The sequence below is a fragment of the Curtobacterium sp. Leaf183 genome (assembly GCF_001424385.1).
Lineage (GTDB): Bacteria > Actinomycetota > Actinomycetes > Actinomycetales > Microbacteriaceae > Curtobacterium.
Window position 1 is genome coordinate 173,298 of record NZ_LMPO01000008.1, and the last position, 19,232, is coordinate 192,529.

The window sequence follows — 19,232 nt, forward strand, 5'->3', positions numbered from 1 at the left end:
ATGTTCGCGTCACGTCCCCGTCCGACCCTGTCGGCATGGTCATGCTGCACTCGAACACGAACCCACGGACCGCCGACGGGGCACGACCGCTCCGCGTCGTCGTCGCGGCCGGCGGCACCGGTGGGCACATCTACCCCGGGCTCGCCGTGGCCGCCGCCGTCGAACGACTCGCGCCCGGCGCGGTCGTCACCTTCTCCGGGACCCCCGACCGCCTGGAGGCCCGGCTCGTCCCCGCCGCCGGGTACCGGCTCGACACCACTCCGATGCGTCCCGTCCCACGCCGGCTGACCGGCTCGGCGCTCGGGTTCCCGGCCCGGTTCGTGCGCTGCGTGCTCCGCGCGCGGCGCCAGCTGCGACAGCTGCGGGCGGACGTGGTGATCGGCGTCGGCGGCTACCCCAGTGTCCCCGCCGTCGTCGCGGCGTGGACCCTGCGCCTGCCGGTCCTGGTCCACGAGTCGAACGCCACCCCCGGGTTGGCCAACGTCCTGGCCGCACGGCTCGCCGGGCGGGTCGCCACCGCGTTCGACCCGACCGACGGCACCTTCGCCGGGTGCTCCGACGTCCGCCGTGTCGGCATCCCGATCTCCGCCGCGCTGGCGTCGTGCGACCGTGCAGCGATGCGCGACGCTGCGCGACGGGCCTTCGGCATCGAACCGCACGAGCGGTTCGTGGTCGTTTCGGGCGGCAGCCTCGGCGCGGTCTCGATCGACCGCGTCGTCGTCGAGCTCGGGGCGACCAGCTGGCAGGAGCGTCCGGTGCGGGTCCTGCTCAAGGCCAGCGGCGCCCACGCCGACGACGTCCGACGCCGCCTCCGTGAGCGCAGCGCCGACCGCGTCGTCACCGTCGTGTCCCACATCGAGGACATGGCCTCGGCGTACGCGGCCGCCGACGTCGTCGTCACCCGCGCCGGGGCCTGCACCGTCGCCGAGGTCGAACACCTGCGCGTGCCCGCCGTCCTGGTCCCGTTCCCCGGCGCCACCGACGACCACCAGACCGCGAACGCCCGGGCGCTGGCCGCGTCGGGGGCCCCCGTCGTGGTGCTGCCGGACGACCAGCTGGACGCCCGCGCCCTGGACGCGGCCGTCTCGGAACTGGCCGCGCGCAGCGGAGCCGAGCCGGGCCTCCCGTCCGGCCGTCCGCGTCCGCACCTCGGATGGGCCACCGCGACCCCGCACGCCGCGGCGGCGGACGCCGTCGCCAGCTGGGCGATCGAACTCGCACGAAGCACCACCACCACCAACAACGGAAGGACCGCATGATGCACGACGACCACTGGGAGGGCCGCCGCGTCCTCGTCACCGGAGCCGAGGGCTTCATCGGGTCCGCGCTCGTCGACGCCCTCGTCGACCGGGGCGCGCGGGTCCGTGCCCTGTGCCACTACAAGCCGTACGGCGAGGCCGGCAACCTCGCGCCGTACCTCGACGACCCACGCGTCGAGGTGCTCGCGGGCGACGTCCGCGACCCGTTCCTGGTCGACCAGGCCGTCGCCGGCACCGACACCGTGTTCCACCTGGCCGCGCTGATCGGCATCCCGTACTCGTACGTAGCACCCGAGTCGTACGTGCAGACGAACGTCGTCGGCTCGCACAACGTCGTTGCAGCATGCCGGCGGCACGGTGCGCGGATGGTGCACACCTCGACCTCGGAGACGTACGGCAGCGCCCTGAGCGTCCCGATGGACGAGTCGCACCCGGCGCAGCCGCAGTCGCCGTACTCGGCGTCGAAGATCGCGGCGGACGCGATGGTGCTGTCGTACCACGCGGCGTTCGGCACGCCCGTCGCCGTGTGCCGCCCGTTCAACACCTACGGCCCGCGCCAGAGCGCCCGCGCGGTGATCCCCGCCGTGCTCGAGCAGCTCGCGGCCGGGTCGGACGTCATCCGCCTGGGCTCGACGACACCGACGCGCGACTTCACGTACGTGACCGACACAGTCGAGGGCTTCCTGGCCATCGGCGCCTCCGACGCTGCCATCGGGCGGACGTGCAACCTCGGCACCGGCTCCGAGGTCTCCATCGGTGCGCTCGCCGAGATGCTCGTCGCGGTGAGCGGGCGGCCGGCGCGCGTGGTCGTCGACGACGCCCGGCTCCGCCCGGAGGCCAGCGAGGTGGACCGGCTGCTGTCCGACAACAGCCTCGTGCGGTCCCTGACCGGGTGGGCGCCGCAGGTCACCCTCGAGGACGGGCTGGCGCGCACGTGGGCGTGGCTGCGCGACCGACCGGCCTCGCGCCGGTACCAGGTGTGACGCTCAGGCGTCGAGCGTCAGGGTCACCTCGACCTCGTCGCCCAGGCCGACCCCCTCGACCCGCCGCTCGGCGGCACGGAGCGGCACGAGGTACCCGCCGTCCTTCGGGAACAGCGACGTCGTCCAACGGGTCCGACCGATCCGCACCCCGACGGGGATGACACCCCAGCCGTAGGTCAGCGACGGGGCGAGCTCGGCGATCAGGTCGGCGACGTCGTCGGCCACCGGCGCGAAGAAGAACGGCGCGGGTCCGCGCCACTCGATCACGCTCGTGCGGAAGGTCAGCTCCACGTCCTCAGCGCCCCTGATCGACGAGGGTCAACAGCCAGTCGCGCGGCGCTGTCCGGTAGTCGGTCGGCATCGCGTCGCCGGACGCATCGATGGCCCGCTGCCAGCTCAGGACCCGCGGGACGACACCGAGGGTGGTAGCGAGCCCGACCAGGTGCTGCACGTCCGGGTCGTCACCGACGCCCGGTTCGTCGAAGAAGGTCTCCAGGTACGCGTCGACCGCGCCGGGCACGTCCTCACGACCGGCGACGAGCAGGCTGCAGAACGGATGCGAGACGCACGCATCGCCCCAGTCGAACGGCACGGCTTCCCGCGCGAAGGCGTTCCCCGTGTGCAGGTCGCCGTGCTCGACGGTCGCCATCGGCAGCAGCTCGTCGAGTTCGGCGGCGGCATCCCCGAGCATCGGCAGCGCCGCACTGACCTCGGGCGCCCACCGGTCCACCAGCGCCGTTGCGACGTCGGGCAGCACCCCGAGGCGCACGTCGGGCACCCCGGCACAGACCAGGTCGTCGGCCGCGGCGGGCTCGGTGGCCCACTGCACCTCGGCGTAGTGGCGCATCACGTCGAGCCAGGCCGCGTCGCGCGACACTGCGTCGGACAGCCGGACGATCGGGCCGCCGTCGGGCAGCAGGACGTGGTTGCCCTGCACCGCGACGGGGTGCTGCACGTGCGGGACCCCGCGGAGCGCCAGGATCCGGAGGACCGCGGGTTCGGCAGCGACCCCGTCGGGCGCGGTCTTCAGATAGTGGTCGCCGTCACTGGTCGTGACGCGCCAGACGGTGCTCCACGCGCGCTGCCGGATCTGCTCGACGCCGAGGACGTCGGTCCCCTGCTCGGCGAGGACCTCCCGGGCCCAGACCACCGCGTCAACCGAGTCGTCGTCCACACGAGCACCGTACCCGCACCGTGCGAGGTTGCTGCCACGTGCGAGGTTGATCGCCCCGTGCGCGGGCCGCACCGTGCGAGGTTGCTGCCACGTGCGAGGTTGATCGCCCCGCGCGAGGAAACAACCTCGCACGGGGCCATCAACCGCGCACCGCACGGAGCGGCGTGAGCATCACCCGGAGCGGCGCGAGCACGACCGACCGCGCGACACGCAGCCGCCCCGCACGCAGCCGCGCTACCGGTAGACGGCGGACTGCCCGTACAGCACCTTGGTGAACGAGGACACGTACGGCGAGACGTCACCGTCGGGCAGGTTGTACGTCATGAAGACGCCGTACCCGTCCGACTTCGTCCGCTGCGCGAGCGACACGGCGGTGGCCTGCGGGGTGTTCTGGATGTCCACGGCCGCAGCGGACAGCTTCGACTTCGGCAGCCCCGGGGTCGACGGCGCCGAGTACGTGCCGTAGTACGGGTTCCAGGCGTAGTCCAGCTTCGACCCGACGGCCGCGCTCGACTGCGACAGCGACGAGGACGCCGGGCCGATGTCGTAGAACGAGATGAGCTTGCCGGGCATGTCCGCCCGCAGCGCGCTGACCAGCCACCCGATCGACTGGTCGTTCGGCTGCGCGGTGCCGTTCGTGCCGTAGTCGGAGTACTCGTCGTCGAGGTCGACGCCGTCCAACCCGTACTTGCCCACCGTCGCCGCGACCTGGGACGCGAAGTCGGCGGCGGCGGCCTGCGAGGTGAAGTTCGCGATGCCGGCGCCCTGGTGGTTGCCGAGGACCGACAGCGACACCTTGATGCCCTTCGCCTGCAGCGGCCGGATCTGCGTCGCCGCGGCGTCGAGCGTCGCCTGGACGTTCTCGTTGTTCGACAGGACCGCCTTCGAGCCGTCCCAGTTGATGTTCGCGGCGAAGATGATCGCCACGTCGAACGCGTTCGCGCCGTTCGCCAACGTGTACCGGCCGACGTTCGACAGCTGGTCGTTGTTGACCTCGACGTAGGCGATGCTCGTCGGCCCGGACTTCGTCGCCCGCACATGCGGGTGCCCCGGGTGGCCGTGCCCGTGGCCGTGCCCCTTCCCCGGGGACTTCCCGGCGGACGACACCCCTGCGGACGATGCCCCGGCCGGCGCCGCGGACGCGGCCGACGGCACCAGCGGTACGGCGACCATCGCGACGATCGCCGCGACGATCCCGATCTTCATGGACTTCTTCATGACACTCCTCGTCGAGTGACGGAACCGGACGGCGGTTGCCGCCCGGACCGGACGACGACCGTCGTCCGGGACCCGCCGCCGGGACACCCGAGGTCCCGGCGGCGGGCGTCTCAGCTCCGCGGGAAGCGGAAGGTGCGGACCTCGAAGGCGTCCACGGCGAACGCGGCGACCCCGTGGGTGACGGCGGCGACACCGGGCAGCGCGGCGTCCGGCTCCTCGAGCAGGGTCACCTCGATCGGCTCACCGAAGGACCCGTCGACCGCCAGGCCACCGGTCCCCCGGCGTCCGGCGGGCTCGTAGACGCGGACGACCAGGTCGCCGGAACGGTCGTCGGCGAGCTTCACGCTCGACACGACCACGTCGCCGGAGGCCTGCACGAGCGGTGCGAACGCCGCATCGCCCGTGACCGTGCGCGACGCGGTGTTCATCAGGATGCCCGCGGTCGTGGCACCGACGACGTCCGTGCCGATCACCATGCCGTACCGGTGCGTCTGCGAGCCCTGGTCGGTCTCCGGGTCCGGGAACCGCGGTGCGCGCAGCAGTGACAGCCGGACGGTCGTCGTGACGTGGCCGTCGACGGCATCGCGCGTGACGTCGAAGCCGTGGATCGAGTCGTTCACGAGCGCGACGCCGAAGCCCGGCTCCTCGGCCAGGACGTAGCGGTGCATCGAGGTCTCGAACTTCGCGGCCTCCCACGAGGTGTTCGTGTGGGTCACCCGCTTCTGCGCGCCGAACTGCGTCTCGGCGAGCGTGTGCTCGGCGCGGACGTCGAGGGGGAACGCCACCTTGAGGAACTTCTCGGTCTCGTGCCAGTCGGTCGTCTGCGCGAACTCGAGCGTCCGGGAGCCGGGCGCGAGGGTGATCTGCTGCTCGAGCGTCGATGCCCCGAACGCCCGCGACACGACGACCCGCGCCGTGCCGTCCGGGTCGACGGAACCCGTCAGGCTGGTGACGTCGACCAGGTCCTCGACCCGGTTGCGGTAGTACCGGTCGACGTCCCACGCGTCCCACATGTTCGGGAAGTCCTGGTGCAGCTGCAGCAGGTTGGCGACCTGGCCGGGGGCGATCGCGTCGCGCCCGGTGCTCAGGTCGACCGCGCTGGTGACGAGTCCGCGGCCGTCGATGACGATGCGCACGAGGTCGTTGGTCAGCACGAACCCGCCGTCCGCGTCGGCGAGCGCGACCGGGGTCGCGTCCGCGACGTCGGTCGCGAGCGTCGCGCCCAGCGCGGGGGCGCCGGACTGGAGGGCCGGGGCCGGGTTCACCACGACGGTCCGGTCCCCGTGACCGGCGAGTGCCGACAGGGCGGCGGCGATGAGGGCCTCCAGGCGGTCCGCGACCTCGGCGTACTTCGCCACCGCTTCGCGGTGCACCCAGGCGATCGAGGTGCCCGGCAGGATGTCGTGGAACTGCTGCAGCAGGACCTGCTGCCACAGCGCGTCGAGCTCGTCGTACGGGTACACGAAGTCGGTGCGGGCGGCGGCCGTGGCTGCCCAGAGCTCGGCCTCGACGAGCAGGTGCTCGCTGCGGCGGTTGCCCTGCTTGGTCTGGTGCTGGCTGGTCAGGGTCGCGCGGTGCAGCTCGAGGTAGAGCTCGCCGACCCACACGGGCGGGTTCTCCAGCTCGGACCGGGCCCGGTCGAAGAACGTGTCCGGGTGCTCCCACGTCACGCGCGCGCTGCCCTCGAGGTCAGCGAGCCGTGCTGCGGTGCCGGTCATCTCGCGCGTGGTGCCACCGCCTCCGTCGCCCCAGCCGACCGGGGCGATCGACCCGGACGCCAGACGGTTCTCACGGAACTGGCGCGAGGCCTTGGCGACTTCGGACCCGGAGAGCCGCGAGTTGTAGGTGTCCATCGACGGGAAGTGCGAGAACACCCGCGACCCGTCGATGCCCTCCCACAGGAACGTGTGGTGCGGGAACTTGTTCACCTGGTTCCACGAGATCTTCTGCGTGAAGAACCACTCGAAGCCGGCGCGACGCATGAGCTGCGGGAGCGCCGGCGAGTACCCGAAGCTGTCGGGCAGCCACACGCCCTTGGGCCGGATGCCGAACTCGCGCTCGAAGAACCGCTGGCCCTGCGAGAACTGGCGGACGATGCTCTCGCCAGTCGGCATCACGGTGTCCGACTCGACCCACATCCCGCCGAGCGGCAGGAACCGGCCGGCGGCGACGGCGTCCTTGACCTTGGCGTAGACCTCGGGGCGGTGCTCCTTGATCCACGCGTACTGCTGCGCGCTGGACATGCCGTACACGAAGTCGTCGGTCTGGTCGATGAGCTCGGTCATGCTCGACGTGGTGCGCGCGACCTTGCGGATCGTCTCGCGCACCGGCCAGAGCCACGCGGAGTCGATGTGGGCGTGACCGACGGCGGAGATCCGGTGCGCCGAGGCCTCGGCGGGTGCGGCGAGCACGTCGACGAGCGCGGCCCGGGCGTCGGGCGCGGTTTCGGCGATGTGCTGCAGGTCGAGGGCGTCGAGCGCGTCGTCGAGGGCCTGCAGGATGCGCATGCGGCGCGGCCCCTGGGGCAGTTCCTCCTGCAGCTCGAGCAGCACGTCGATGTCGAGGGCGAGCTCGTGCACCTCGGACTCGAACACGGCGAGGTCCATCCGCCGCGAGGTGTAGAGCCGCTTCGACGACGAGGTCTGGATGTCGCCCTCGTGCGTGACGAGGAACGGGTGGTAGTCGAGCAGCACCGGGTTGGATGCGGCCTCGACGAAGAACTCGACGGTCTCGCCGCCGACTGCCTGTTCGGCGATGAGCACCCACTGGTTGCGCGGGTTGATCGACTTCACCGGGGTGCCGTCGGCCAGGTACACGAGCCCCTCGCACTGGAACCCCGGCATGTTCTTGTCGAAGCCGAGATCGATGACAGCCTCGACGCGGCGGCCCGCCCAGGCGACCGGGACGGTCCCGGAGAGCCGGAACCAGGTCGTGCCCCACGCGGCGCCCCACGGCGTGCCGACCTCGTACGGCTCGAACGTCAGCGCGAGGCCCTCGGCGGGGGCGATCGGCTCGCCGGGGAGCTCGTGCCACGCCACGCCGAGCGGTGTCGCCGTGCCGTGCACCGCGGGGGTGATCCGCTCGTCGAGGACCCGTCGAGCGCGGCCGGTGGTCAGGGGGATGTCGTCGTGCATGGTGCCTTCCGGGGCTGGGGAGGATCAGGGCATGGTCGCGGGGTGCGCGACCGAGATCGGGGTGTGTGCGGCGTCCGCGTCGGTGTCGGCCGGTACGTCCATCGTGCTCGTCACTCCGCGGGCGGCGAGCAGGTCCGTGTCGGCGAGCCGCGATCGCAGGACGACCTGGGGTCCCACGCCGTGCTGCTCGGCGAGCGCGAGCCAGGCGGCGGCGAACCGGCCCCCGGGGGCGCAGTCGGCACGGACAGCCGGCGCCGGGGTGCCGTCGGCACGGACGTCGTCGAGCACGAGGCCGACGTGCGGAACGGCCGGGGTCGGACGGTCGCTGCCGCCGAACTCCCGCGCCATCGCCCGGAACCGCTCCCCCGTCGGCTTGACACGGCCGTCGTTCGTGAGCAGGCCGAGGTCGTACTCGAGCTCCGGGAAGTCGGCGAGCGAGCGGGAGACGTCGTGCGAGCACCACCACGTGACCCCGAGCAGGTGCTGCACGTCGAGGGCGTGCCGGATGGTCTGCTCCGTGAACGCGGGTGCGTCGGCGAGGGGCACGACGTTGGTGGGGGCGCCGACCTCCTGCAGCCAGTTCGGCCGCGCGGCGTCGTGGTTCCAGGCCGCGGCGAGCTGCAGCAGGTACTCGCCGTGCCGGACGGACCCGGCACCGAGTGCTCCGTGCACGGCTGCCGCACCGTTGAACACCCACGAGTGCGTGACGGTGGCGTCACCGTGGTCGGCCGCGTGCTCCGGCCCGAACGGCTGGGCGTCGTCGTACCAGGCGGCGTCGTACTGCGCGACGGTGACGAGCGGCCCGGAGCGGGACCCGTTGCCGGAGGTGAGCACGCCGTCCGAGCCGAGCGGAGCCTCCCGGCCAGCGGACGCCAGTCCGGACCGTGCCGCGGCGACCATCGCCGCCGCCCACGTATGCCCCTGCTCGGCCGTGATGGCGTGCGGCGAGGGGTGCGGGGCGTGCGCGAACTGGTTGACCTCGTTGCCGATGGTGATCCCGAGCAGGTTCGGCCGGTCCGCCACCGCTGCGGCGAGCGCCCGCACGTACGCGGCGGTCGACGCGACGACGTCCGGGTCGGTGAACATGTTGCGCCGGTGCCACGAGTCGAGCCACGACGGCAGGAAGTCGAAGCTCGACAGGTGTCCCTGCAGCGCGTCGACGGTGACGTCGAGGCCGAACGATGCGGCGATGTCGACGACCCGCGCGACGTCGTCGAGCGCCTGCCGCCGGATCAGGGTGCGGTTCGGCTGGACGACCGGCCAGAGCGGGAAGACCCGCACGTGGTCGGCACCGAGTGCGGCGATCGCCTCGAGGTCGCGCGCCGTGTCCGAGGCCGAGAAGTCGAGCCACGAGTGGAACCAGCCGACCGACGGGGTGTAGTTCACACCGAACCGCATCAGCCCTTCACACCGCCCTCTTCGACGCCCTTGAAGAAGAACCGCTGTAGGACGGCGAAGATCACGGCGATCGGGATGAACGCGATCATCGTGCCGGCCGCGATCAGGCGCTGGTCGGTGCCGAACGTGCCGCGCAGGTACTCGAGCCCGACCGTCAGCGTCAGCTTGTCCGGGGACTGCAGCACGATGAGCGGCCAGAGGAAGTCGTCCCACGCGCCGATGAACGCGAAGATCGCGATGACGGCGATCGTGCCCTGCACGGCGGGCAGCGAGATGTACCGCAGGCGCTGCCAGGCGTTCGCGCCGTCCATCACCGCGGCCTGGTCGATCTCGTCGGGGATCTGCCGGAACGCGTTGAACATGAGCAGCACGTTGAGCGCGGCGATCATGCCGGGCAGGGCGACCCCGATCAGGTTGTCGGCCAGGCCGAGGTCCTTGACCGTGACGAACTGCGAGATGATCGTCGCCTCGCCCGGGAGCACGAGCGTGGCGAGGAACAGCCCGAGCACGGCCTTGCGGAAGCGCCACTGCAGCCGGGCGAGGGCGAAGCCGGCCAACGTCGCGAACACGATGTTCCCGATGACGTCGATCGCCGCGACGATGAGCGAGTTCCCGATGTACCCGAACACCGGGATCGCATCGCCGACCCGCAGGTAGTTGCCGATCGTGGGCTGCGACGGGATGAACGACGGGTTCGCGGTGTAGATGTCCTCGCCGGCGCCCTTGAGCGACGTCGAGAGCTGCCAGAGGAACGGCCCGATCGTGATGAACAGCACCACGATGAGCAGGACGTACCGGACGGCCTTCTCGCGGGTGGACATGACGCCCCAGACGGCGCGGCGGCGCCGACGGGGCGGACGGGAGGCTCCCCCTCCGCCCGTCGCGCCGGTCACGTCCGGCGTCGGTGCGGCGGTGCCGGCGTTGCCGCCGATGACCGGCTCGGTCGTCGTGTTCGTCATCGGTCCGCCTTGCTGTTCATGCGCGCCAGGGCGAGCATCGGGATGAGCGTCACGGCGAAGAGCAGCAGGCTCAGCGCCGACGCGTACCCGAGGTTGCCCGTGAAGCCGCGCGCGTACTGCTGGATGAGCATGACCAGGGAGTTGTCCTGCCCGCCGGGGCCGCCCGTGCCGTTCGTCAGGATGTAGAGCTCGCTGAACACCCGGAGCGCGGACACGCAGACCAGGATCCCGACGAGCGTCAGGGTGCCGCGCACCCCGGGCATCGTGACGCTCCAGAAGCGGCGGATCGACCCGGCGCCGTCGAGTGCGGCGGCCTCGTGCAGCTCCTTGCCGACGTTCCCGAGGGCCGCCAGGAAGATGATCATGTAGTAGCCCAGGCCCTTCCAGACCGTCAGGCTGATCGCGCTGAACAGCAGCAGCCACCGGTCCGTCAGGAACGGGATGCTGCCCTGGGCGATCCCGAGCGACTGCACCATCTCGTTGATGACGCCGCGGTCGTCGAGGATCCAGTTCCAGATCAGCCCGACGACGACCGCGCTGGCGATCACCGGTGTGTAGTAGGCCGTGCGGAAGAACGCGATGCCGGGCAGCTTCTGCTGGACGAGCACCGCCATCAGCAGCGGCAGGACCGTCAGCAGCGGCAGGCAGATCGCCATGTAGATGACGCTGTTGAGCAGCGCCTCCCACACCTGCGGGTCGGCCAGCAGGGTCTGGAAGTTCGCGAGCCCGACCCAGCGGCTGACCCCACCGAGCGGGCTGGCGTTCGTGAACGACAGCCGGACGGTGTTGATCGACGGCCAGAGGCTGAACGCGACGAGCCAGACGAGCGCCGGCAGGATCAGCAGCCAGGGGGTGAACCAGCGGTTGGCGCGCATCAGCCGTTCGCCAGCAGGGTGTTCATCTTGGTCTGCGCGGTCTGCAGGGCCTTCTCGGGGGTGGTGTCACCCTTCATCGCGAGGGCGATCTGCTGGTCGAGGAAGTCCGTCATCGCCGAGTTCGCCTCGACCGGGTTGAGGTTCTTCGCGGTCTTCAGTGCCTCGTTCGCCAGGACCCGGGCCTTCGCCTCGACGGTGCCGTCGTCCTTCGAGAAGAACGGGTCGGACTGCGACGAGGTGGTGGACGGGAAGATGTTCACCAGGTGCGCGAACGCCTCCTGGTTCTTCGCGTTGGTCATGAACGACGCCAGGGCCTCGGCGGTGGCGATGTGCTTCGACTTGCTCGACACCGACAGCCCCTGCACGTACAGCGGCGGGTTGTCCAGGGCCGGCGAGACCACGATGTTGCCCTTGAGCGAGGGGTTGTTGCGCTCGAAGTCGCTGATCGCGGTGGCGCCACCGGTGGTCCAGGCGACCTTGCCCTGGGTGAACAGGGTCGAGTTGCCGAGGTAGTCGGTGTTCAGGACCGACGAGGGCATGAGGCCCTCCTTGTACGCCTTCGCGTACTTGCTGATCAGGTCGGCGGCCTTCGACGAGTCCGCGAAGGTGAACTTGGTGCCCTTGTCGTTGATGATCTTGACGCCGGCGAGCGAGAAGTCGCTCAGACCGGGCTTGCGGCTCATCAGGTAGTCGTCCGGGCACTTCGCGTGCATGGTCGCGGCCTGCGAGAACAGCTGGTCGGTGGTCTTCGGCGGGCTGGCCGGGTCGAGGCCGCACTGCTGGAACATCGTCTTGTTCCAGTAGTCGATGTCCGTGTTGAGGTACCAGGGGTACCCGAAGGTGCCGTCGACGCCCTTGTAGTTGTACGCGGCGAGCGCGCCCTTGACGTAGGTGGTGGAGAGCTTGCTGTCGTCCTTGGCGACGTCCTGCAGGAACCCGCGCTTGGCGAGCGGCAGCGCGATGTCCGGCGGCAGGTTGATGACGTCGGGGAGCGAGTTGCTCGACGCCTGGCTGAGCACCTTGTCGGCGTAGCCGTCGCCGGGCTGGTCGACGAGCTTGACCTTTGCGTCCGGGTGCTGCTTCTCGAAGGCCTTCACGACGCCGTTGAGGTAGTCCGTGTACGTCGGCGTGAGCGCCCAGGTCTGCAGGGTGATCGTGCCGGAGACGTCGCCGCCGCCGTTGCCGCTCGCGCCGCTGCCACCGGCCGAGCAGCCGGTCAGTGCCAGGGCCGCTGCGGCGACGCCGGCGAGCAGGCCGACGGCCCGGGTGGTGGTGGTTCGTGTGGTGATTCTCATCGCGTCGGACTCCCTCGTGCGTGCGGATGGTGCTGCTGATGTCGCGCTGAACCGGTTGAGTGCTGATCGCGCTGCCGGTCGGATGAGCCCGACTATGAGCGACTAAAGCGTTATAGTCAAGCCATGGCCATCCAGCGTCGGACGACGATCGCCGACATCGCCGCGAAGGCCGGCGTGTCGATCAGCGCCGTCTCGTTCGCCCTCAACGACCGCCCCGGGGTGTCCGACGCGACCCGCGCCCGGGTGCGTGCCGTCGCCCGTGAACTCGACTGGCAGCCCCACACCGCGGCGCGCGCCCTGGGCGGTGCGAAGGCCGGCTCGATCGGCTTCGTGCTCAACCGTCCTGCCCGCACGCTCGGCACCGAGTCGTTCTTCGGCGACCTGATCTCCGGCATCCAGCTCGGCCTCGCCGGCTCCCACGTCGGCATGAACCTGCTGGTCGCGCGGGACGCCGACGAGGAACTCCAGACCTACCGCGACTGGTGGAACGGCCACCGCGTCGACGGGGTCATCGTCATCGACCCGCGTCACGACGACGCCCGGCTCCGCCTGCTCGACGAGCTCGGGATGCCGACCGTCGTCGTCGGCTCACACCCGTCCCCCGCCGGTTCCGCGCCCAGCGTGTGGATCGACGACTCCGACGCGACCGAGAAGGTGCTGCGCTACCTGCACGCCCTCGGCCACCGGCGCATCGCCCACGTGGCCGGTCGCCCGGAGTACGAGCACACCGCGATGCGCATCGACCGTCTCCGCGAGTTCGCCGTCGCGCACGACCTCGACGACACGGTCTCCATCCCGACGGACTACGCGGCCGACACCGGCGCAGCCGCGACCCGCGAGCTGCTGTCCCGACGCAGCCGACCGACCGCGATCGTGTTCGACAACGACGTGCTCGCGGTGGCCGGCCTGGGCGTCGCGAGCGAGATGGGCGTCGCGGTGCCGACCGACGTCTCGATCGTGTCCTTCGACGACTCGGCGATGGTCCGCCTGGTCCGTCCGGCGATCACCTCGCTCACCCGCGACACCGTCGAGCTCGGCCAGCGTGCGGCCACCCTGCTGCGCCGCCAGATCGACGCGGACCACGCCCTGCCGTCCGAGCCCGGGCCCGTCCTGACCCTGAGCGTGCGCGAGAGCACGGGCCGCGCACCGAGCTGAGACCGTCGCTCGACGCCGGCCGCGACACGCGCAGCTGACCGCCGGGTCCCGCCGCGCTGCCCGGCCCGACTTGACGCGGCATTCGAACACACGTTCGAATACCGTCGTGGGACGGCGTCGCGAGAACCGGTGGCAGCCTCCGGAACACCCGGAGGTCGAGCGGCCGCACGCCTACTCACTGTCCGACGACGCCCGCGGCCCGGACGTCTGCCACGCCGTCACGCCGCTGCCGGTCTGGGCGTGGATCCAGTTCCCGACGTTCCACGTCCGGGTGAAGGCCTTCGCGAAGAGCTGGACGCGCGACGCGGTGCTGGTCGAGTGGGCACAGTTCGGGCAGCAGTCCGAGGCCTGGGTCTGGCGTTCGGCCGTCAAACACCGCGTTCTCCGGACAGAGCGCGCGCATCGGACTCCACATGGCGCACGCGATTGACACGTGCGCTGGCGCGGAGGATCGTTCGATCCGCCCCGGTACAGCAAGAATCACGACGATCAAGACATCAGTCCGGTGACCGTCGCCCCATGACCGGAAGGGAGCACCCGTGAAGAACCTCGACGTGCCGTCCTGGGTGGCACACGTGCTCACCCCGCCCGACGTCATCGCTGCCTACGTCGAACGCAAGATCAACGACCCCGCCCTGCTGTCGGGCGAGCAGCACGAACCCACCTACGCGGACTTCCTCCGCGCCGAGTAGACCGTCACCCCGACGCTCGCCGCCGTCACGCAGGCGAGCGCGACCACCTCGACGGGCGAGAGCGCCTCACCGAGGACCACCAGCCCGGCGAGGGCCGCGATCGCCGGGCCCAGGCTCTGCAGCACCCCGAACACCCGGGTGGGCATCCGACGCAGGGCGAGCATCTCGAGCGCGTACGGCAGCACGCTCGACAGCACCGCCACCGCACCGAACACGATCAGCAGGGTCGGGTCGGCGACGATGCCGTCGACGGCGGTCCGCAGGCCGAACGGCAGCGAGACCGCCATCGCGACGAGCATCGAGACCGCGAGCCCGTCGACGCCCGGGATGATCGAGCCGACGTGCCGGTTCATGACGATGTAGCCGGCCCAGCACGCTGCCGCTGCCACCGCGGCGGCCACCCCGCCGAGTTCCGTGACGGCAGAGGGTCCGACGCCGAGCAGCACGACGCCGAGCAGCGCCAGGGCTGCCCAGACGGCATCCCGCCAGCGTCGGGTGTGCACGAGCGACAGGGCGAGCGGGCCGAGGAACTCGATCGTCACGGCGACGCCGATCGGGATCGTGGCGAACGCCAGGTAGATGAAGACGTTCATGCCGCCGAGTGCCAGCCCGAGCCCCACCGCCCCGAGCCACTGCGCCCGCTGCCAGTGCCGCACCCGCGGGCGGACGACGGCGAGCAGCACCACCGCGCCGATCACCAGGCGCAGCGTCGCCGCTCCCACGGAGCCGACCTCCTCGAAGCGGGTCTTCGCGATCGCGGCACCGAGTTGGACCGAGACGATCGCGGCGAGCGCGAGCAGCGGCGCGGGGATCCGGGTCGAACGGGCGGGGTCGGCCGGGGACCGGGTCATCCGAGGTAGGCGAGGACGGCGAGGACGCGGCGGTGGTCCTCGCCGGTGTCCTCGAGCGCGAGCTTCGCGAAGATGCTCGACACGTGCTTCTCGACGGCGCCGGTGCCGATGACGAGCGCCCGGGCGATCGCGGCGTTGGTCCGTCCCTCGGCCATCAGCCCGAGCACATCGCGCTCGCGCGGCGTCAGCGCCTCGAGCGGGTCACGGCGTCGTCGCATCAGCTGTGTGACGACCTCGGGGTCGAGCACGGTGCCGCCGGAGGCGACGCGGCGCACGGCGTCGTCGATCTCCTCGAGCCGGGTGACGCGGTCCTTGAGCAGGTAACCGACCCCCGACGAGCCGGACGCCAGGAGCTCCTCCGCATAGGTCGCCTCGACGTACTGCGAGAGCAGGAGCACGCCGGTGGACGGGGAGGTCCGTCGGGTCTCGACGGCGGCGCGGACGCCCTCGTCGGTGAAGGTCGGCGGCATCCGGACGTCCATCACGACGACGTCCGGGGTCTGCTCCGGCAGGGCCGCCAGGAAGGACGCGGCGTCGGCGTACTGCGCGATGACGTCGATGCCGGCCTCGTCGAGCACCCGCGCGAGCCCCTCGCGCAGCAGCACCGCGTCGTCGACGACGACGGCCCGGATGCGTGCTGCATCCGGGCCGTCGGTCATGCTCCAAGACTAGTGCCGGCGGTCACCGTGCCGTGGGCACCCCGTTGAGCGCGCCGAGCGGGATCCGGGCCGTCGCCTCGGTGGGGCCGCCCTGGGGGCTCGACACCGTCAACTCGCCGTCGAGGGAGCGCATCCGACCCATGAGGCCCTCGATCCCGTGCCCCTCCTGCACGCTCGCCCCGCCCACGCCGTCGTCCGTGACGCTCACCGTCAGGTGCCACACCGCGGACGCGTCGACGACGAGCCCGAGGTAGACGCCAGCGGTCGAGGCGCCCGCGTGCTTGGTCGTGTTCGTCAGGAGCTCGGAGACCGTGAAGTAGACGTTGCGCTGGATCTCGGTGCCGAGGGTCAGCCCTTCGGGCAGCCGGACGTCGAGGCCGACGGGGATCGGGGTCCGGGCGACGAGGGCCTCGAGCGCGGCGACGAGCCCCCGGTCGAGCAGGATCGGCGGCGCGAACCCCCGCGACAGCGCCCGGAGTTCGTCGAGCGCGTCCTTGGCGTGCTCCGACGCCTCGCCGATGAGCCGCTTCGCTCCCTCGGGGTCCTTCTCGAACGCCCGCTCGGCTGCGGCCAGGTCCATGCGGAGCCGGACGAGCCGCTGCTGCGGGCCGTCGTGCAGGTCGCGTTCGATCTGCCGCAGGGTCTGCCCCTCCGCTGTCGCCGCTCCGGCGCGGGAGGCCTGCAGTCCCGCCACCCGCTGCTCGAGCTGTTCCGCGCGGAACCCGCCGAGCAGCCCGAAGTCGATCCAGTAGTGCGCGAGCACCGAACCGCGCGACCAGAGCGGCAGCAGGACGACCGAGGCGGCCATGCTCACCGCGCACGCCACGGCACCGAGCACCCAGGCCCAGCCCTGGTCGAGGCTGTTCTCCATGAGCCACTGGTTGATCTGCCATCCCCACCGCAGTGCCGTGACCCCGGCGACGATCGGGCCGAAGAAGCCGACCACCAGGAGTGCGCCAGCGCCGACGGTGACCAGGGCCGCGAGGGGGTAGACGACCGCTGCGTGCAGCAGGTAGAGCCAGTAGTGCGGGTTGGCGACGGCGGAACCGGTCCGGGCCCACCAGTTCTGCTGCCAGCGCGGGGTCCAGTCGACCGGTCGGATCGGGCGGTCGTCTGCCCACGAGATGCGCAGCCGTTCGAACTGCCCGAGCCAGCGCGCGACGAACAGCGCCACGAAGAACATCAGCAGCACGATCGGGTTGAAGAGGTCGTGGAACCCACCGCCGAAGACCGCCGCCGGGAACGCGAAGTAGAGCGTGCAGAGCAGCACCGCGGTGAGCGCCATGTACCCGAAGTCGCGTGGGAACCGGCGCCAGGCCTGACGGTAGAACCCACCAGCCGTCGGGTTCGGCGGATCGGTCGGCAGCTGCGGTGGCTGCTCCTGGGTCGGTTGCGCCGGCATGGGGGTGGTGGCTCCCGGGGGTACGGCGTCGTCCAGCGGCACGGTGATCGCCTGGTCGAGTCGGTCGGTGTCGGTCATGGGTCCAGCATCCCGAACCCGGGTGCCCGAACCCATCCTGCCCCCTCCCCGACCGGGGGTGGGGTTGACCCCACCCCCGGCGTTATGGTGTCGGCATGGGGACGACGGGGACCACGACACGGGGACGACTGACCGCACTGGCGGCGGTGGTCGCGGGGCTCGGGGCGGCCGTCGGCGGGGTCGCAGGGCTGGGTGTCCTGACGCAGTTGGACCCTGGCGCCTGGGTCCTGGTCGTCGTCGGGGTGGTGACGGCAGCCGCCGCGCTCGTCGCCGGACTGTCTGCGGCACGCCGAGCGGACCGGACGTCACTCGGCTTCGCTGTGGCCGCGCTGTGCACGGCGCTGGCTGGCCTCGGCATCGGGTCGCCCGCGATCCCGGTCGCGACGATCCTGACGACCGCGGCACAGGCGCTGCTCGTCGCCTTCGGCGTCCTCGTCGTGCGTTCCGGGAGCGGTGCGTCGCGTGCCGCCGGCTGGGTGGTCGCCGTCGGCGCGGCGGTCTGGCTGCTCGGAGGCCCGGCACTGTGGCTCGGGACGCTCCCCGGCACCACGCAGACGGGGCTGACGGTCCTGTTCGCGGTCCCCGCGGCCGGGCGGGTCGTGGCGTTCGTCGTCGCAGCCCTGCTGTTCGCCGGCCCGCTCGTCCGTCCGGTCGGTGACGGCGCCCGGTTCCTCTGGTCCACCGCCGACGTCCGCTGACGCACTGTCCACAGGTGGTCGGTCCCGTGCTGCGTGACGCGTCACGCTGGGGGGATGGGCGACGCACTCCGCGCGATGGTGGACGCGGTCGGTCTCGACGTGGCGCACGGCGCCGAACTGGAGGCCGACCGCGGCTCCGCCTGGACGCTCCACTTCCCGACGACGCAGCACCACGTCTGGGTCGCGACGCGATGGACTCCGGTCTGGGTGGGCCGGGGTGACGCCGCGGCGGCGCTACGGCCCGGGACCGCCGCCCTGCTCGCGCCGGGAGCCCCCCGCTGGGTCGGCACGGCACCGCTCGGCGACGCGCCGCCGCCGAGCGTGACGGCGCCCGACCTCGGCATCGGTGTGTCACCGGGCATCACGGGCATCCACCACGGGACCGCGACGTTCGGCCCGCTGATGCCCGAGGCGTTCGCGCTGCCCGACCTGGTCACGACGACGGGGCACCCGGCAGCCGACATCGACGTGTCCGAGACCCTGCAGCACATCGACGACCAGGCGGGGCACCGCTGGCCAGGACCGCAGCGCGAAGCCCTGGCCCGCATGCTCGTCCTGACCGTCCTCGACGCCTGGCGCCCACCGGTGCTCCGCGACAACAGCCTGACCCGTCCGATCGACGCCGTCGCCGAGGCAGCCCCGCCGGGGCTGAGCATCCCGGACCTCGCCGCCGTGGCCCGGATGTCGCAGTCGACGCTCCTCCGCCGGTTCCGCGCGACCACGGGCCTGACGCCGGACGCGTTCGCGCGGTGGTTCCACACCCTCGCGGTCCGCACCGCGCTGCACACCGGCACGGACGCGACGGTCGCCGCGCCCCGGTTCGGCTACGCCACGGTCGCAGCGATGCACCGCGCGATCCAACGCGTCGAGTCGTCCACCGCCCGACTGCCACGCCCCAGACCGCAGGATCACTTCCCGTTCTGACGAATCCGGTTCGCGATCCGCGGGCTTCGTCGACCGGATTCGTCAGCCACGAGAACGAACCCGCCCTCGGCGGACCACGGCGCGGCGGCGCATGGCTGGCGGGCGGGCCCGCAGGCCGACGCGGCGCAGGCCGACGCGGCGCAGGCCGACGCGGCGCAGGCCGACGCGGCGCAGGCTGACGCGGCATCGCGGCGCGGGCCGCGCCGCTGCCGCGCGCCGGACCACCTGATCACTTTCCGTTCTGACGAATCCGGTCCACGATCCACGGGTTTCGTCGACCGGATTCGTCAGCCACGAAAACGACCCCGCCCTCGGCGGGGCACGGCGCGGCGGCGCATGGCTGCTCGGCGGACCAGCCACACGGTCGGCGGAGCACGGCGCGGCGGCTCCTGGTTGGCCGGCGGAGCGCGGGGCGGCGGGCCGGCGAGCCGGCGAGCCGGCGGGCCGGCGAGCCGGCGGGCCGGCGGGCCGGCGGGGG

The 19,232-nt window shown here is 71.9% G+C and carries 18 protein-coding genes; 7 read left to right on the plus strand and 11 right to left on the minus strand.

Annotated elements, in window-relative coordinates; all coding sequences use genetic code 11:
* Nucleotides 1–35 precede the first annotated feature (35 nt).
* Nucleotides 36–1,259: a UDP-N-acetylglucosamine--N-acetylmuramyl-(pentapeptide) pyrophosphoryl-undecaprenol N-acetylglucosamine transferase gene (locus ASG04_RS07185; RefSeq protein WP_056121917.1), complete on the plus strand. Its 1,224-nt coding sequence runs from the start codon at nucleotides 36–38 to the stop codon at nucleotides 1,257–1,259.
* A complete protein-coding gene (locus tag ASG04_RS07190; protein ID WP_235515468.1) occupies nucleotides 1,256–2,242 on the plus strand; it encodes an SDR family NAD(P)-dependent oxidoreductase in 987 nt (328 codons plus the stop codon). Before ASG04_RS07185 ends, ASG04_RS07190 begins: the two co-directional genes overlap by 4 nt.
* A gap of 3 nt (nucleotides 2,243–2,245) precedes the next feature.
* Here the strand turns inward: ASG04_RS07190 and ASG04_RS07195 are convergent, their stop codons facing one another.
* The 8 genes from ASG04_RS07195 to ASG04_RS07230 all read right to left on the minus strand — a co-directional run bounded on the left by ASG04_RS07195 (nucleotide 2,246) and on the right by ASG04_RS07230 (nucleotide 12,295).
* Nucleotides 2,246–2,533: a DUF1905 domain-containing protein gene (locus tag ASG04_RS07195; protein ID WP_056121922.1), complete on the minus strand. Its 288-nt coding sequence runs from the start codon at nucleotides 2,531–2,533 to the stop codon at nucleotides 2,246–2,248.
* A gap of 4 nt (nucleotides 2,534–2,537) precedes the next feature.
* Complete coding sequence (locus ASG04_RS07200; RefSeq protein WP_156463567.1) at nucleotides 2,538–3,416, minus strand: phosphotransferase; 879 nt, start codon at nucleotides 3,414–3,416, stop codon at nucleotides 2,538–2,540.
* Nucleotides 3,417–3,650: 234 nt separating this feature from the next.
* Complete coding sequence (locus ASG04_RS07205; protein WP_056121926.1) at nucleotides 3,651–4,634, minus strand: endo-beta-N-acetylglucosaminidase H; 984 nt, start codon at nucleotides 4,632–4,634, stop codon at nucleotides 3,651–3,653.
* 110 nt (nucleotides 4,635–4,744) lie between these two features.
* A complete protein-coding gene (locus ASG04_RS07210; RefSeq protein WP_056121928.1) occupies nucleotides 4,745–7,768 on the minus strand; it encodes an alpha-mannosidase in 3,024 nt (1,007 codons plus the stop codon).
* A 24-nt stretch (nucleotides 7,769–7,792) separates the two neighbouring features.
* The gene (locus ASG04_RS07215; protein ID WP_056121930.1) at nucleotides 7,793–9,166 is read right to left on the minus strand and encodes a glycoside hydrolase 5 family protein; all 1,374 of its coding nucleotides are present in this window, start codon (nucleotides 9,164–9,166) and stop codon (nucleotides 7,793–7,795) included.
* Nucleotides 9,166–10,125: a carbohydrate ABC transporter permease gene (locus tag ASG04_RS07220; RefSeq protein ID WP_200938422.1), complete on the minus strand. Its 960-nt coding sequence runs from the start codon at nucleotides 10,123–10,125 to the stop codon at nucleotides 9,166–9,168. Before ASG04_RS07220 ends, ASG04_RS07215 begins: the two co-directional genes overlap by 1 nt.
* Complete coding sequence (locus ASG04_RS07225) at nucleotides 10,122–11,000, minus strand: carbohydrate ABC transporter permease (protein ID WP_056121932.1); 879 nt, start codon at nucleotides 10,998–11,000, stop codon at nucleotides 10,122–10,124. Before ASG04_RS07225 ends, ASG04_RS07220 begins: the two co-directional genes overlap by 4 nt.
* A complete protein-coding gene (locus ASG04_RS07230; protein ID WP_056121934.1) occupies nucleotides 11,000–12,295 on the minus strand; it encodes an ABC transporter substrate-binding protein in 1,296 nt (431 codons plus the stop codon). The genes ASG04_RS07225 and ASG04_RS07230 overlap by 1 nt, the downstream gene beginning before the upstream one ends.
* A 123-nt stretch (nucleotides 12,296–12,418) precedes the next feature.
* Between ASG04_RS07230 and ASG04_RS07235 the strand changes: the two genes are divergently transcribed.
* The 3 genes from ASG04_RS07235 to ASG04_RS17340 all read left to right on the plus strand — a co-directional run bounded on the left by ASG04_RS07235 (nucleotide 12,419) and on the right by ASG04_RS17340 (nucleotide 14,142).
* Complete coding sequence (locus tag ASG04_RS07235; protein ID WP_056121937.1) at nucleotides 12,419–13,450, plus strand: LacI family DNA-binding transcriptional regulator; 1,032 nt, start codon at nucleotides 12,419–12,421, stop codon at nucleotides 13,448–13,450.
* A 106-nt stretch (nucleotides 13,451–13,556) separates the two neighbouring features.
* Nucleotides 13,557–13,880: a hypothetical protein gene (locus tag ASG04_RS07240; protein WP_056121939.1), complete on the plus strand. Its 324-nt coding sequence runs from the start codon at nucleotides 13,557–13,559 to the stop codon at nucleotides 13,878–13,880.
* A gap of 109 nt (nucleotides 13,881–13,989) precedes the next feature.
* The gene (locus ASG04_RS17340; RefSeq protein ID WP_156463568.1) at nucleotides 13,990–14,142 is read left to right on the plus strand and encodes a hypothetical protein; all 153 of its coding nucleotides are present in this window, start codon (nucleotides 13,990–13,992) and stop codon (nucleotides 14,140–14,142) included.
* Here the strand turns inward: ASG04_RS17340 and ASG04_RS07245 are convergent.
* The 3 genes from ASG04_RS07245 to ASG04_RS07255 are packed head-to-tail and all read right to left on the minus strand — an operon-like array spanning nucleotide 14,115 to nucleotide 17,132.
* A complete protein-coding gene (locus ASG04_RS07245; protein ID WP_056121941.1) occupies nucleotides 14,115–14,993 on the minus strand; it encodes an EamA family transporter in 879 nt (292 codons plus the stop codon). The genes ASG04_RS17340 and ASG04_RS07245 overlap by 28 nt on opposite strands.
* Nucleotides 14,990–15,652 carry a response regulator transcription factor gene (locus tag ASG04_RS07250; RefSeq protein ID WP_056121943.1) on the minus strand — a complete coding sequence of 221 codons (663 nt, stop codon included), beginning with the start codon at nucleotides 15,650–15,652 and terminating at the stop codon, nucleotides 14,990–14,992. The genes ASG04_RS07245 and ASG04_RS07250 overlap by 4 nt, the downstream gene beginning before the upstream one ends.
* A 22-nt stretch (nucleotides 15,653–15,674) precedes the next feature.
* Complete coding sequence (locus ASG04_RS07255; RefSeq protein WP_056121946.1) at nucleotides 15,675–17,132, minus strand: sensor histidine kinase; 1,458 nt, start codon at nucleotides 17,130–17,132, stop codon at nucleotides 15,675–15,677.
* A gap of 95 nt (nucleotides 17,133–17,227) precedes the next feature.
* On the opposite strand from ASG04_RS07255, the gene ASG04_RS17345 reads away from it, so the two are divergent.
* Together ASG04_RS17345 and ASG04_RS07265 are read left to right on the plus strand one after the other, a co-directional pair.
* Entirely contained in the window at nucleotides 17,228–17,830 is a 603-nt protein-coding gene (locus tag ASG04_RS17345) for a hypothetical protein (protein ID WP_056121948.1), read from the plus strand.
* A gap of 54 nt (nucleotides 17,831–17,884) precedes the next feature.
* Entirely contained in the window at nucleotides 17,885–18,754 is an 870-nt protein-coding gene (locus tag ASG04_RS07265) for an AraC family transcriptional regulator (protein WP_056121951.1), read from the plus strand.
* The last annotated feature ends 478 nt before the right edge of the window (nucleotides 18,755–19,232 follow it).